This is a genomic window from Eikenella longinqua, from assembly GCF_001648355.1.
Taxonomy (GTDB): domain Bacteria; phylum Pseudomonadota; class Gammaproteobacteria; order Burkholderiales; family Neisseriaceae; genus Eikenella; species Eikenella longinqua.
In genome coordinates this window covers 260,274-272,618 of record NZ_LXSL01000028.1, presented here as the reverse complement: position 1 = coordinate 272,618, position 12,345 = coordinate 260,274, and the positions used below count along the sequence as shown (strand labels likewise).

Annotated in this window: 14 protein-coding genes and 4 tRNA genes; 13 read left to right on the top strand and 5 right to left on the bottom strand. The window is 57.8% G+C overall.

The genetic code is table 11. The features are described from left to right. The first annotated feature begins 200 nt into the window (after positions 1 to 200). Both A7P95_RS08820 and A7P95_RS11245 read left to right on the top strand, forming a co-directional pair. A complete protein-coding gene (locus tag A7P95_RS08820) occupies positions 201 to 941 on the top strand; it encodes a pseudouridine synthase (protein WP_067594140.1) in 741 nt (246 codons plus the stop codon). Between the two features lie 84 nt (positions 942 to 1,025). Then, entirely contained in the window at positions 1,026 to 1,763 is a 738-nt protein-coding gene (locus A7P95_RS11245) for an HNH endonuclease (protein ID WP_082890780.1), read from the top strand. Between the two features lie 67 nt (positions 1,764 to 1,830). On the opposite strand, the gene rnr is transcribed toward A7P95_RS11245, so the two are convergent. Beyond that, a complete protein-coding gene (gene rnr, locus A7P95_RS08815; RefSeq protein WP_067594137.1) occupies positions 1,831 to 4,191 on the bottom strand; it encodes a ribonuclease R in 2,361 nt (786 codons plus the stop codon). Positions 4,192 to 4,283: 92 nt separating this feature from the next. Between rnr and A7P95_RS08810 the strand changes: the two genes are divergently transcribed. Next, positions 4,284 to 4,370 (top strand) — tRNA-Leu (locus A7P95_RS08810). A 37-nt stretch (positions 4,371 to 4,407) separates the two neighbouring features. Then, a tRNA-Leu gene (locus tag A7P95_RS08805) sits at positions 4,408 to 4,494 on the top strand. A gap of 213 nt (positions 4,495 to 4,707) precedes the next feature. On the opposite strand, the gene ubiE is transcribed toward A7P95_RS08805, so the two are convergent. The 3 genes from ubiE to A7P95_RS08790 are packed head-to-tail and all read right to left on the bottom strand — an operon-like array spanning position 4,708 to position 6,235. Further along, on the bottom strand, positions 4,708 to 5,445 hold the full coding sequence (ubiE, locus tag A7P95_RS08800; RefSeq protein ID WP_067594134.1) for a bifunctional demethylmenaquinone methyltransferase/2-methoxy-6-polyprenyl-1,4-benzoquinol methylase UbiE: 738 nt from the start codon (positions 5,443 to 5,445) through the stop codon (positions 4,708 to 4,710). 38 nt (positions 5,446 to 5,483) lie between these two features. Continuing rightward, a complete protein-coding gene (locus tag A7P95_RS08795) occupies positions 5,484 to 5,846 on the bottom strand; it encodes a hypothetical protein (RefSeq protein ID WP_067594131.1) in 363 nt (120 codons plus the stop codon). Then, positions 5,834 to 6,235, bottom strand: coding sequence for a gamma-butyrobetaine hydroxylase family protein (locus A7P95_RS08790; RefSeq protein WP_067594128.1), 402 nt, complete (start codon positions 6,233 to 6,235; stop codon positions 5,834 to 5,836). Before A7P95_RS08790 ends, A7P95_RS08795 begins: the two co-directional genes overlap by 13 nt. A gap of 163 nt (positions 6,236 to 6,398) precedes the next feature. On the opposite strand from A7P95_RS08790, the gene A7P95_RS08785 reads away from it, so the two are divergent. From A7P95_RS08785 to A7P95_RS08745, 9 genes are all read left to right on the top strand, one after another. Beyond that, on the top strand, positions 6,399 to 6,755 hold the full coding sequence (locus A7P95_RS08785) for a hypothetical protein (protein WP_067594125.1): 357 nt from the start codon (positions 6,399 to 6,401) through the stop codon (positions 6,753 to 6,755). A gap of 9 nt (positions 6,756 to 6,764) precedes the next feature. After that, positions 6,765 to 7,553: an NAD(+) synthase gene (gene nadE / locus A7P95_RS08780; protein ID WP_067594122.1), complete on the top strand. Its 789-nt coding sequence runs from the start codon at positions 6,765 to 6,767 to the stop codon at positions 7,551 to 7,553. A gap of 11 nt (positions 7,554 to 7,564) precedes the next feature. After that, entirely contained in the window at positions 7,565 to 8,263 is a 699-nt protein-coding gene (locus tag A7P95_RS08775) for a YggS family pyridoxal phosphate-dependent enzyme (protein WP_067594119.1), read from the top strand. A 164-nt stretch (positions 8,264 to 8,427) separates the two neighbouring features. Beyond that, the gene (locus A7P95_RS08770) at positions 8,428 to 8,916 is read left to right on the top strand and encodes an SMI1/KNR4 family protein (protein WP_156503565.1); all 489 of its coding nucleotides are present in this window, start codon (positions 8,428 to 8,430) and stop codon (positions 8,914 to 8,916) included. 172 nt (positions 8,917 to 9,088) lie between these two features. Then, positions 9,089 to 9,883: a pyrroline-5-carboxylate reductase gene (gene proC, locus A7P95_RS08765; RefSeq protein ID WP_067594113.1), complete on the top strand. Its 795-nt coding sequence runs from the start codon at positions 9,089 to 9,091 to the stop codon at positions 9,881 to 9,883. Positions 9,884 to 9,888: 5 nt separating this feature from the next. Beyond that, on the top strand, positions 9,889 to 10,449 hold the full coding sequence (locus A7P95_RS08760) for a YggT family protein (RefSeq protein WP_067594111.1): 561 nt from the start codon (positions 9,889 to 9,891) through the stop codon (positions 10,447 to 10,449). 91 nt (positions 10,450 to 10,540) lie between these two features. After that, positions 10,541 to 10,957: an RNA polymerase-binding protein DksA gene (gene dksA / locus A7P95_RS08755; RefSeq protein ID WP_067594108.1), complete on the top strand. Its 417-nt coding sequence runs from the start codon at positions 10,541 to 10,543 to the stop codon at positions 10,955 to 10,957. Positions 10,958 to 11,139: 182 nt separating this feature from the next. Continuing rightward, a tRNA-Met gene (locus A7P95_RS08750) sits at positions 11,140 to 11,216 on the top strand. Positions 11,217 to 11,221: 5 nt separating this feature from the next. Then, a tRNA-Ala gene (locus tag A7P95_RS08745) sits at positions 11,222 to 11,297 on the top strand. A gap of 194 nt (positions 11,298 to 11,491) precedes the next feature. On the opposite strand, the gene A7P95_RS08740 is transcribed toward A7P95_RS08745, so the two are convergent. Beyond that, positions 11,492 to 11,983 (bottom strand): disulfide bond formation protein B, encoded by a 492-nt coding sequence (locus tag A7P95_RS08740; RefSeq protein ID WP_067594106.1) that lies wholly within the window; start codon positions 11,981 to 11,983, stop codon positions 11,492 to 11,494. Positions 11,984 to 12,345 lie beyond the last annotated feature (362 nt).

Here is a 12,345-nt window from a genome sequence, read left to right as displayed (position 1 = left end):
GCTACGGCGTTAGCTCGCTTTGCCGTACTTCTGTACTGTCTGCGGCTCGCTGCCTGGTATCGAAAGCCAATTTGATTCGCTATAAGGCTGAGTTTCTGCGAAGTTGAAAACCGCTTGGCCTGCCATTCCTATTTTTCAGGTAGCTTTCTCACGCCAAGCAGGCTGCCTGAAATTAACATCTGCCTAAAAAAGAAACGAATATGACCACCCAAGACAACACCGTCCGCCTTTCCAAACGCATGGCCGAGCTCGGTCTCTGTTCCCGCCGCGAAGCCGATGCCTATATCGAGCGCGGCTGGGTGAGCGTGAACGGCGAAAAAGCCGTGCTCGGCCAAAAGGTGGGCGCGGGCGACCGCATCGAGCTGCACCGCGCCGCGCATGAAGCGCAGGCCGGCCGCGTAACCATCCTGCTGCACAAGCCCGTGGGCTTTGTGAGCGGGCAGGCCGAAAAGGGCTACCGCAGCGCCGCCGAGCTGATCACCGAAGCCAACCATTGGCCGGAAGACCGCAGCCCGCAAAAATTCAAAGCGGCGCATCGCCAAGGCCTCGCCCCGGCCGGCCGGCTGGATATCGATTCGGTCGGGCTGCTCGTGCTCACGCAAGACGGGCGCGTGGCCAAAAGCCTGATTGGCGAAAACAGCGGGGTGGAAAAAGAATATCTGGTGCGCGTGAAGGGCACGCTGTCGGAAGAAGGCCTGCGCCTGCTCAACCACGGCCTGAAGCTCGACGGCGAGGCGCTGCGCCCGGCCAAGGTGTCGTGGCAAAACCAAGACCAGCTGCGCTTTGTGTTGAAACAGGGCAAGAAGCGGCAAATCCGCCGCATGTGCGAGCTGGTGGGGCTGCGCGTGGTGGGGCTCAAACGCATCCGCATCGGCAGGGTGAAACTCGGCGCGTTGCCGCCGGGGCAGTGGCGCTATCTGGCGCCGCACGAGCGGTTTTAGCGCAAACGGGAAGAGGCTACCTGAAAAAATCAGGCAGCTTTCTCATCATTATTTGTACAGTTGATTTTTAAGAAGGAGCTTACCATGGCAAGAGGGCATCAAATTTTGCTGTCAAAATCGTCTTGGCTAGATATATGTAGAAAAACAACTTTTAATGCCTGGACAATTCCTGAACCAATTAAATCAGATTATCAGGATGGGTCAAAAAGATTATTTTTTGTTGAATTTTCTGGGTTAATTTTTAAAGAAAGATTAACTATTTCTAGTGGTAAAGAAATTCAACTGCCAAAATATATTAGTAAATTAATTGAAGCAATATGGGAAGAAAATCCAGATAGGTTAAAAGTAGTATTTACTGCCTTGGATTTGTCAAATTCGGATGAAGATGAAAAAAAAGAAAGTGTTATAGATACTGTTGCAATAGGAATTGATACCGTTGCGATGGCAAAAGCTCGCATTGGCCATGCGAAGTTTAGAGAAGAGCTGATGAAATATTGGGACAATAAATGTGCTGTGTTGGGGGCAGAAAATCCTAAAAGTGGCGGATTTTTAATAGCTTCCCATATTGTGCCTTGGTCTGAGGCAAATAAAATTGATAAAGTGAATCCATTTAATGGCTTATTACTTTCTCCTCATTTGGATAGGCTGTTTGATTCTGGGTATATTAGTTTTGATGATGAGGGAGTAATTATATATAAACCTGAGTATCAATATTTATTACAGCAAATGTCGATTCCCTTGGATGCTAAATTACGAAAATTGAATAAGAATAAGCATCTACCATTCTTGCAGCGGCACAGAGAAATTTATGGTTTTAAATAAGTAAGTTGATTTGTTTATAAGATAAGAGGCTACCTGAAACTTTTCAGGTAGCCTTTATTTAGGTAGCCTAGCCGCCGCTTTTGCGGGAGCGGGGTTTGCGCTTGGGCTTGGCCGCAGCGGCGGGTTTGGCGGCACTTTGGCTGCTGTTTTTGCGGCTGCGGGTTTTCTTGGCCGGGGCGGCGGGCTTGCTTGGGGCTTTGCCTGCGGCTTTGGTTTTGCCGGCCTTGGTTTTGGCTTTGCTTTTGGCGGTCTTGCCGCTGCGCTCGGGCTGGCTGCCGCCGCTGATGAGGGAGAGGTCGATTTTGCGGGTGTCGAGGTCGGCGCGGGCCACTTGTACGACGACTTTGTCGCCTATGCCGAAGCGCAGGCCGCTGCGTTCGCCTTCGATGCTCATGGTTTCGGGGCGGTAGTTGAAATAGTCTTCGCCTAAATTGCTGATGTGGACGAGGCCTTCGGTGTGGATATCGTCGAGGGTGACGAACAGGCCGAAGCCGGCCATGCCGCTCACGGTGCCGCTGAACACTTCGCCCACTTTGTCTTGCATGTAGTAGGTTTTGAGCCAGTTTTCCACGTCGCGGCTGGCTTCGTCGGCGCGGCGCTCGCATTGGGAGCTGTGGATGCCGAGCGCGCCCCAGTTGTCGGCGGGGGTGTAGCGGCGGTCTGCAAGCACGGCTTTGATGGCACGGTGCACGAGCAGGTCGGGATAGCGGCGGATGGGGGAGGTGAAGTGGGTGTAGGCGGCGTAGGCGAGGCCGAAGTGGCCGCTGTTGCCGGGCTCGTACACGGCCTGCTGCATGGAGCGCAGCAGCATCACTTGGATCAGCTCGCGGTCGGGGCGCTCGGCGGTTTGGGCGAAGAGGGCGGCGTAGTCGAGCGGGGTGGGCTGGTCGCCGCCGCCGAGGGAGAGCCCGAGCAGGCCGAGCTGCTCGCGCAGGGTGGCGAGTTTTTCGGGGGTGGGGCCGGCGTGGTTGCGGAAGAGGGCGGGGTGCTGGTTTTTCAGCAGGAATTCGGCGGCGCACACGTTGGCGGCGAGCATGCATTCTTCAATCAGGCGGTGGGCTTCGTTGCGCACCACGGGCACGATGCGTTTGATTTTGCCCTGTTTGTCGAAAATCATCTCGGTTTCGGTGCTTTCAAACTCCATCGCGCCGTGCTGGCGGCGTTTTTTGAGCAGGATTTGATAGAGCTTGTAGAGCGTGTCGATATGCGGTTTGAGCGGGTTGCCGCTACCGTTTTCAATCCAATCCCACACTTCGGTGTAGGTGAGGCGGGCGTGCGAGCGCATCACGGCGGGGTAGAAGCGGTAGGATTTGAGGTTGCCGGCGTAGGTGAACACCATGTCGCACACCATGCACAGCCGCTCTACGTCGGGGTTGAGCGAGCAGATGCCGTTGGAGAGGCTTTCGGGCAACATGGGAATCACGCGGCGCGGGAAATACACGCTGGTGGCGCGTTCTTGCGCGTCGGCGTCAATTGCGTCTTGCGGCTTCACATAGTGGCTCACGTCGGCAATGGCCACCACCAGGCGGAAGTTGCGCCCCTGTTTTTCGGCGTACACGGCGTCGTCGAAATCGCGCGAGCTTTCGCCGTCTATCGTTACCAAGGGCAGATCGCGCAGGTCTTCGCGGCCTTTGAGGTCGGATTTGCGCACGGCAGAAGGGATTTTGGCAGCGGCTTTTTCGCAGGCGGCGGAGAATTGGTGCGGCAGGTGGTGCTGGCGCACGGCAATTTCGATTTCCATGCCGCTGTCGGCATAATCGCCCAGAATTTCCACCACGCTGGCCACGGCCGGGCGGTGTGCGTCGGGGTAGGCGTCGATTTCGGCCACGATGACTTGGCCGGGCTTGGCTTTGCCCAGCGAATCGGGCTCGAGCAGGATGTTGTCGGGCAGGCGGCGGTCTTCCGGCACCAGCATGGCGATGCCGCGCTCCATCAGGAGGCGGCCGACCACGGTTTTCTGCGCACGCTCAATCACATCGAGCACTTGGCCTTCGCGGCGGCCGCGGCGGTCGGTGCCGGCGGGGCGCACGGTAACGGTGTCGCCGTGCATCAGGCCGCGCATTTGGCGGGCGGAGAGGGCGAAGTCGCCTTGGCCGTCGGGCGTGAGCGGCACGGCAAAGCCGAAACCGTCTTTGTGTGCTTCAATGCGGCATTTCACCAGCGCGAGTTTTTCGGCGGCGCACACCATGCCGCGCCGGTTGATGAGGATTTGGCCGTCGCGCGCCATGGCGCCGAGGCGGCGTTCGAAAAAGGGCATTTCGTGCTCGGCGATGTCGAGCAGGATGGCCAGGGATTCGGTTTTCAGCGGGATGCCGCGGTCTTCCAGCATTTCGGTAATCCATTCGCGGCTGGGCAGGGGGTGTTCGTAGCGTTGCGTTTCCCGTTGCAGATAGGGGTCTTGCAGGCGGAGTGAGGTTTTCTTCTTCATATATAAATTGACAAGTGGAAAATTGGCGCTATAATGCGCGTTTCTTGCATAAAGAGCAACGCACTTTAACGCAAAGCTCCGATTAAAGCAAAGCCCAGGTGGCGGAATTGGTAGACGCGCCAGCTTCAGGTGCTGGTATCCTCACGGGTGTGGAAGTTCGAGTCTTCTCCTGGGCACCACAGTTTGCTTGAATTAGAATTTGCCAAAAGTCGGCTCGCCCAGGTGGCGGAATTGGTAGACGCGCCAGCTTCAGGTGCTGGTATCCTCACGGGTGTGGAAGTTCGAGTCTTCTCCTGGGCACCAAAGAATTTTGAAACCCGCACGGTTTGCGCCGTGTGGGTTTTGCTTTGTGGAATGCGGAATGGGCTGCGGCGGTTTAGCTGCTTTTGAGCTGAGTTTTAGCTTCGCAGAAACTTCGCTGCGCTGCGTTTTCAGGTGGCCTGCTTGTTATTTGAATAAGGCTACCTGAAAACGGTTTGGATTTTTCAGGTAGCCTTTGCTTTGCTTGGCGGGCAATCAGAATTTCACGCCTTTGTGCAGGGCAACGATGCCGCCGCTCATGTTGTAGTAATCGACGCTGTCGAAGCCGGCTTCGAGCATGATTTGCTTGAGGGTTTCCTGGTCGGGATGCATGCGGATGGATTCGGCGAGGTATTGGTAGCTGTCGGCGTCTTTGGCGATGAGCTTGCCCATCAACGGCAGGAGTTTGAAGGAGTAGAGGTCGTAGGCGGGGGCGAGCATTTTGGCGGGCTTGGAAAATTCGAGCACGAGCAGGCTGCCGCCGGGTTTGAGCACGCGGTACATTTCGCGCAGGGCGGCGTCTTTATGCGTCATGTTGCGCAGGCCGAAAGACACGGATACGAGGTCGAAATAGTTGCTTGGGAAGGGCAGCTTTTCGGCGTCGCATACGGCCACGGGCAGAATCAGGCCTTCGTTGAGCAGTCGGTCGCGGCCGACGCCGAGCATGGAGGAGTTGATGTCGGTGAGCCACACTTCGCCGCGCTCGCCCACGCGCTTGGCCCAGCCGCGGGAGAGGTCGCCGGTGCCGCCGGCGATGTCGAGCACTTTGCCGCCTTTGGGCACGCGGGCGGTGCTGATGGTGAAGTGTTTCCACACGCGGTGCAGGCCGCCGGACATGACGTCGTTCATGATGTCGTATTTCTTGGCGACGGAGTGGAAGACTTCGGCTACTTTGGCGGCTTTTTCGCTTTCGTTTACGGTTTGGTAGCCGAAATGGGTTTGTTTGTCGGTCATGGGGTGCTTTCAGGTAGCCTTTGGGCGGCGGTGGCGGGTTAGAGTTGGCCTTTGGTGAAGCGCTCGACGCAGGTATTCATGGCGGCTTCGAGTTTGGCTTCGAGGGCTTTGTCGTCTTGCTTCAGGCCGTAGCGGACGAGGTCGCGCTTCCATTGGTTGCGGTCGCTGTAGGTGGAGGCGGCTTCGTCGTAGGAGCAGCCGCACAGTTTGGTGGCGGCGTCGAGGTTGATGGCGCCTTTGGAGGATTCGTTGGCGGATTTGGCGCAGCTGGTCACGAATTCTTGGCGGGCTTGGGTTTCGTCGATTTGGTCGGCGGCTTTGTCGGCGATTTTGTCGCAGCCGGCGAGCAGCAGGGCGGTGGCGGCGAGGAAGGCGGGCAGGGTGCGGTTTAGTGCGAACATTTCTTTCCTTTCGGCGGGGTGTGCGCTTGTGCGGCGGGTTCTCGGGAGGCGCCGGTTGCTTCAAGGCGGCGCAGGTAAGCGGGCCACATTGTAGCGTATCCTTGTGCCAATTCATACAGGTAGGCCCAGCTGTAGAGCCCGCTGTCGTGGCCGTCGGAGAAGGTGATTTTGAGGGCGTAGTTGCCGGCGGGGGCGAGATTGGTGATGGTGACGCGGGCTTTGCCGGTTTGCAGTTTGGCCTGACCGCGCCCGTGGCCGCGTACTTCGGCGCTGGGGGAATACACGCGCAGGTATTCGGCGGGCAGGGTGTGTTCGGTATCGGGGTAAACCAATACGAGGCCTTGGCGGCCGGGTTGCAGGCGGATTTGCTGGGGGACGGGGTGGGGCATGGGGATTCCTTTGGGGTGTGTTTGAGGCTACCTGAAAAGTGTGCCACATGATTTTCAGGTAGCCTGCGGCGGGATTCTAGCAGACTGTGCGGACGGGTTTGGCATTTGGCTTTTGCACGGATTGGCGATATATTAGCCGCTGCTGCGGAGCGGAGGTGTGCAGATGAATGAGCTGGCATTATTGGGGCAAATCATAAAATGGCGCGATGAGCTTTCGGCCGACTTTCGGGTGCTGAAGATAGATGCGGATATTTTTGTGCGCCCGAGTGCGGTTCGGATTCTGCTCAGCCTGCTGCTGCGCCCAGGCTACCTGAAAAATGACGATAACGACGAAGTGGTGCTGGAAATGGAGCTGCACCGGCTCGCCCTGCAAGGCAGGGTTGATGTGAGCGATTCACTGGGGCGTTATTATTATTTGCAAGAAAATGAAAAAATTGCGGATGAAGCCTGCTTAGCTTCGCTAAAAGATTATATTCAACAGGCCGTGGATGATTTATGTGCGGCCTGCCCATCAAGATAGGAAAACCTCATGCAAACCCAAGCCGTTATCCGACACATCAGCCGCTGGCTGGCCGATTATGCCGTGCGCGCCGGCGCCAAAGGCTTCGTGGTGGGCATTTCCGGCGGGGTGGATTCCGCCGTGGTGTCTGCCCTGTGCGCGCACAGCGGGCTGGACGTGTTGTGCCTGGTGCTGCCCATCCGCCAGAAGGCCGACCAGCTGGCGCGCGCCCAGGAGTATATCGCCGACTTGCAGCACCGTTTCGTGAACGTGCACAGCCAAACGCTCAATCTCACGCCCACTTTCGAGCAATTCGAGCACAGCGTGGCCGGCACTGCCGCCGCCAACAAAAACCTCGCCCTGGCCAACACCCGCTCCCGCCTGCGCATGGCCGCCCTCTATTACTACGGCCAAATCAACGGCCTGCTCGTGGCCGGCACCGGCAACAAAGTGGAAGACTTCGGCGTGGGCTTCTTCACTAAATACGGCGACGGCGGCGTGGACCTCAGCCCCATCGGCGACCTGCTCAAAACCCAAGTGTACGCCCTGGCCGAAGCGCTGGAAGTGTCGCCCGCCATCCGCCAGGCCGCGCCCACCGACGGCCTGTGGGACGAAGAGCGCACCGACGAGCAGCAGATGGGCGCCAGCTACCCCGAGCTCGAATGGGCGATGGCGCAGAGCGAAGCCGGCCGCCGCGCCGAAGAATTTGCCGGCCGCGAGCGCGAAGTGTTCGACATCTTCCAGCGCCTGCACCGTGCCACCCTGCACAAAATCCAGCCCATCCCCGTGTGTAAAATCCCCAGTGAACTGTTTGATTAAAAGGAAAAACCATGAGAGTGCTAACCATGAACCTGCACGCCGTGCGCGCCCGCATCTGGGCCGCCGCCGAAGCCGCCGGCCGCCCCGAGCCCGACCTGATTGCTGTGAGCAAAACCTTCCCCGCCGCCGACGTGCGCCTCTTGTGCCAAAAAAGCACCCAGCGCGATTTCGGCGAAAACTATCTGCAAGAATTTAAAGAGAAAAGCAGCGAGCTGGCCGACATCCCCGATATTTGCTGGCATATCATCGGCCACATCCAATCCAACAAAAGCCGCATCGCCGCCGAGCGCGCCCACTGGGTGCACACCATCGACCGCGAAAAAATCGTCCGCCGCTTAAGCGAGCAGCGCCCGCCCGAAATGCCGCCGCTGCAAGTGCTGATTGAAGTGAACATCGGCGGCGAAGATGTGAAGCACGGCGTGCCGCCGCAGGAAGAAAGCATCCGCGAGCTGGCTTTTCAGGTAGCCTCGCTACCCAATTTGAAACTGCGCGGCCTGATGTGCGTAGCGCGGCTGGGCAGCAGCGAAGAAGAGCTGCGCCAACAGTTCGGCCGCATGAACGAACTGCTGCAATACCTGCAACAGCAAGGGCTGGACGTGGACACGCTCTCCATGGGCATGTCGGAAGATTTGGAAACCGCCGTGGCCTGCGGCGCCACCCAGGTGCGCATCGGCAGTGCCATTTTCGGCCAGCGCAGTTATAGCGAATAAAATTTTCAGGTAGCCTTTGCCGATTGGGAAGGCTACCTGAAAACTATGCCGCACTGTGTGAAGGTTCTGTTTTAACTTTATTGAAGCTGAAGTTTTCAGGTAGCCTCTATGGCTTCCAAAGCCAGCTTGGAAATATGTTTGCCCCACTTTCTATAGAACAAATTATGGCTAAGCTGCCCAAGCGCGCGGTTGCGGTTAAGCGTTTAGACAAACTGCCGCCTTTGCCTGCGGCGTATTTGTCTTTTTTGCAGCAATGCGAAAGCGTGGAAATCACGCCCGACATCCGGCTTTGGGGCTACCAAACCGCACTCAATGAAAACTGCCGCCTGAGCTGCGATTATCCCGATACGGCCGCGCGGTATTGGCTTATCGGCAACAGCGGGCAGGGCGATACTTGGTTAATAGGCAAAGAGGGCGGCAACATTTTGTTTTACGACCACAACCAAGGCGAATACGATGAAGCGGAGGCGCAGTTTGCCGATATGGCCGTCGGCTTCATCCCCTTCCTGCAAACGGCCTTTCTTTTGCAAGAGCTCGAAACGCTGCTCGAAACCCAGTCAGCGCCGAATCAGCAGGCGCAGGATGCGTTCCAAGCCCGCATGGATGAGATAGCGCTGGGCTTGTATGAGCGTTATCCGTTTGCCTATTGGTAGGCATCGGGCTACCTGAAAAAGGGTGGAAAATTTTCAGGTAGCCTCTTACTCAGCTCACAGGCTAGCTGAGAAAGATACACAATTTTCAGCTAGCCCAACGATAGCCGGAAGAGGCTACCTGAAAAATGAAAACGCCGCCCCATCCGCATTCACCTCACCGAAAGGGAAAACCATGACGATTTATTTCTTGGGCGCGGGCAATATGGCCGCCGCCATCATCGCCGGCATGAGCCGCGCCGGCGGTTTCGACATCTGCGCCATCGACCACAGCGCCGCCAAGCTGGCTGAGTTGTCGCGGCAATACGGTATCGCCACCGCCGCCGGGCTGCCGCCATTGGGCGAACAAGACGTGCTGGTGTTGGCGGTGAAGCCGCAAGATATGCAGGCCGCGCTGCAAAACGTGCAGCCGGGCGGCGCACTGGTGCTGTCGGTGGCGGCCGGGCTGCCGTGCGCGGCTTTGAGCGGCTGGCTGGGCGGCACGCGGCGCATCGTGCGCGTGATGCCGAACACGCCGGCGCAGGTAGGGCAGGGTGTGGCCGGGCTGTTTGCCGACAGCGGCGCTTCCGATGCCGACCGCGCCTTGGCCGAGCGCATCATGCAGGCCAGCGGCCAAACCCTGTGGCTGCCCGACGAAGACGGCCTGCACCGCATCACCGGCATCAGCGGCAGCGGCCCGGCCTATGTGTTCTACCTGCTCAACGCGCTGCAAAGCGCCGCGCAGCAGCAGGGCTTCGATGCCGAACAGGCGCGCCTGCTGAGCTTGGCCACGTTTAAAGGCGCGGTGCTGCTGGCCGAGCAGAGCGGCGAAGCATTTTCCCTGTTGCAGCAAAAGGTAACGTCGAAAGGCGGCACCACTTATGAGGCGCTGCAAACCTTCGAGGCGCACGGCGTGGCCGAAGCCATCGGCGCGGGCGTGAAGGCCTGCGTGGCGCGTTCGCAGAAATTGGCGGACGAGCTGGCGAAGTGAACGCGATGCTGAACCAGTTGATTTCCCTGCTGGCCGACGCGCTGGCCATGCTCTGCCTCACGCGCTGCCTGCTGCAATACGGTCGCCTGCATTTTTCGCACCCGCTGGCGCAGTTTTGCTGCCGCAGCACGGATTGGCTAGTGAAGCCGCTGCGCCGCGTGGTGCCGCCGCTGGGTCAGTGGGATACGGCCTGCGTGCTGGCGGCCTTGCTGCTGTATGTGGCGGCGTATCTGCTGCTTTCGCTGCTGTATTTACCTTCGTCGATGCTCAGCTGGCAGGTGGCGGCGGCCAATATGCTGTTTGCGGTGCTTTCGCTCACGCGCGCGGCGGCTTATGTGCTGCTGGGCGGGCTGCTGTGGCGCATGGTGCTCTCGCTGTCGCAGGGCTATTCGCCGCTGATGGCGGTGTTGAATCGTATTTTCGAGCCGCTGTGTCGGCCGTTTGCCTTCCTGCGCATCGGGCGCTGGGATTTTTCAGGTAGCCTGTTGGCGCTGCTTTTGTGGTGGTGGGCGGCTTGGTGGTTGCCGGCGATTTTCGCCAGTTTGAATTTGTGGCTCTTGCCATAAAACGGCGGCTGCTTTATAGTCCGCTTTTCACAAAAAAAGCAGCCGTTTGCGGGAAGGGGCGGTTTGCAATTTTTTACAAAAAGGATAACTCATGGCAAAACTAACCGAACAGGACATCATCAACTGGAAAGGCCCGGAAGAGGAGTATATGAATGCCGACCAGCTGGCCTTTTTCCGTGAGTTGCTGGTGAAGCTGCAAGACGAACTGATCCAGAAAGCTGCCGACACCACTGGCCACTTGCAAAACCACGAAGCCGCTCCCGATCCGGCCGACCGCGCCACGCAGGAAGAAGAATACGCGCTGGAGCTGCGCACCCGCGACCGCGAGCGCAAGCTGCTCAGCAAAATCCAAGCTTCGCTGCGCCAAATCGACGAGGGCGACTACGGCTTCTGCGTGGACACCGGCGAGCCCATCGGCCTGAAACGCCTGCTGGCGCGCCCCACCGCCACTTTATCGGTGGAAGCGCAGGAGCGGCGCGAACGCATGAAAAAGCAGTTTGCCGATTGATGGCAAAACAGGCCGGCTGATGGCGGATGCGGCCCGTTTTTATTGCGAGGGATTTGCCGCCCGGCCGCTTGAATAGGCGTTGCTTGATTACTTATTTATAAAAATCAATCCGTAGCAAAAAAGTTGGCATTTTTGTTTGACAGGAAATTATAAAGCCGTATAATACGCGCTTCTTCAGTAGCGGCGAATTAGCTCAGCTGGTTAGAGCAGAGGAATCATAATCCTTGTGTCCGGGGTTCGAGTCCCTGATTCGCCACCATAATTGGGGGTATAGCTCAGTTGGTAGAGCGCTTGCATGGCATGCAAGAGGTCAGCGGTTCGATCCCGCTTACCTCCACCAAATAACAGAAAACGGCCTAGCGTGATAGCTAGGCCGTTTTTTCATGCGCAAATGATTGCTTGGGAAAGAAGGCGGTTTTATTTTCAGGTAGCCTTTGTCAGATGAGGCTACCTGAAAATAGGGTTGCCCGCACATCGCTTCAAACCGGCAAACAAAAAGGGCAGGCCAAGCGCCTGCCCCATTCTTTGCTGCCCTTATTTCCCGCGCAGCTTCCACCAGCCGCCCCACAGCACTGCCAGAATAAACAGGCAGGCCAGCAGAGACCACCAGGCAAACGGCACGCCCAGGAAATATTCCACTTTGCCGCATTCGCCGTAGCCGCGGATAATCGGCTCATACAGGTCGAACAGCGGCGCACCTTGCAGTCGGAACGACCACGGCGCGCCGCAGGAAGGTTGTTGGTCTAAAGGCAGGCTTTGCAGGTGCAGCTGGCTGGCTGCCGTCCAGCCGCCCCACACGGTGGGGATGCTCACCAATATGGCGGAAAGCGTGCGCGCCCAGCAGCGGCCTTGCGGCAGCAATACGGCAAGCAAGGCCAGCACGCCAACCAGCATAATGGCCACGCGCTGCACGATACACATCACGCACGGATCCATGCCGCGCCCGTATTGCATATAGAGCGACATCGCTGTGCACGCCACGCATACGGCGAACACGCCCCAAAGAAGTTTGCGGTAAGTAAGCATAGGGTTCTTTCGATTCAGCCGCTTGGCTGGCAGACAAAGGGGCAGGCATTATAAACCCGCCGTGCGGATTTACCAACCGCCGAAGCTGGAAGGATTAGGCAGTTTGGAGGATGGCAGTGAGGAAATTTTCAGGTAGCCTTTTGAATGCCGCGAGAGGCTACTTGAAAAACGATGATGTTGGATAAGCTGGTTTTATTGCAGTGATGGAGTGATTCGCTGTTTGTGCTGAAACCTTAGCGTTTGCAAACCGGATTCGCATTTTTCCAAAGCCGAAGGCTGAAGGCTCCGGATTAATCCGATCAATCAAGCTGGCAAAAATTTCAGGTAGCCTATCCGATGGTGGAAGAGGCTACCTGAAAATC

Coding starts and splice junctions, on each gene's coding strand:
- A7P95_RS08820 (WP_067594140.1), top strand. CDS start 201: ATGACCACCCAAGACAACACCGTCCGCCTTTCCAAACGCATGGCCGAG.
- A7P95_RS11245 (WP_082890780.1), top strand. CDS start 1,026: ATGGCAAGAGGGCATCAAATTTTGCTGTCAAAATCGTCTTGGCTAGAT.
- rnr (WP_067594137.1), bottom strand. CDS start 4,191: ATGAAGAAGAAAACCTCACTCCGCCTGCAAGACCCCTATCTGCAACGG.
- ubiE (WP_067594134.1), bottom strand. CDS start 5,445: ATGACCGACAAACAAACCCATTTCGGCTACCAAACCGTAAACGAAAGC.
- A7P95_RS08795 (WP_067594131.1), bottom strand. CDS start 5,846: ATGTTCGCACTAAACCGCACCCTGCCCGCCTTCCTCGCCGCCACCGCC.
- A7P95_RS08790 (WP_067594128.1), bottom strand. CDS start 6,235: ATGCCCCACCCCGTCCCCCAGCAAATCCGCCTGCAACCCGGCCGCCAA.
- A7P95_RS08785 (WP_067594125.1), top strand. CDS start 6,399: ATGAATGAGCTGGCATTATTGGGGCAAATCATAAAATGGCGCGATGAG.
- nadE (WP_067594122.1), top strand. CDS start 6,765: ATGCAAACCCAAGCCGTTATCCGACACATCAGCCGCTGGCTGGCCGAT.
- A7P95_RS08775 (WP_067594119.1), top strand. CDS start 7,565: ATGAGAGTGCTAACCATGAACCTGCACGCCGTGCGCGCCCGCATCTGG.
- A7P95_RS08770 (WP_156503565.1), top strand. CDS start 8,428: ATGGCTAAGCTGCCCAAGCGCGCGGTTGCGGTTAAGCGTTTAGACAAA.
- proC (WP_067594113.1), top strand. CDS start 9,089: ATGACGATTTATTTCTTGGGCGCGGGCAATATGGCCGCCGCCATCATC.
- A7P95_RS08760 (WP_067594111.1), top strand. CDS start 9,889: ATGCTGAACCAGTTGATTTCCCTGCTGGCCGACGCGCTGGCCATGCTC.
- dksA (WP_067594108.1), top strand. CDS start 10,541: ATGGCAAAACTAACCGAACAGGACATCATCAACTGGAAAGGCCCGGAA.
- A7P95_RS08740 (WP_067594106.1), bottom strand. CDS start 11,983: ATGCTTACTTACCGCAAACTTCTTTGGGGCGTGTTCGCCGTATGCGTG.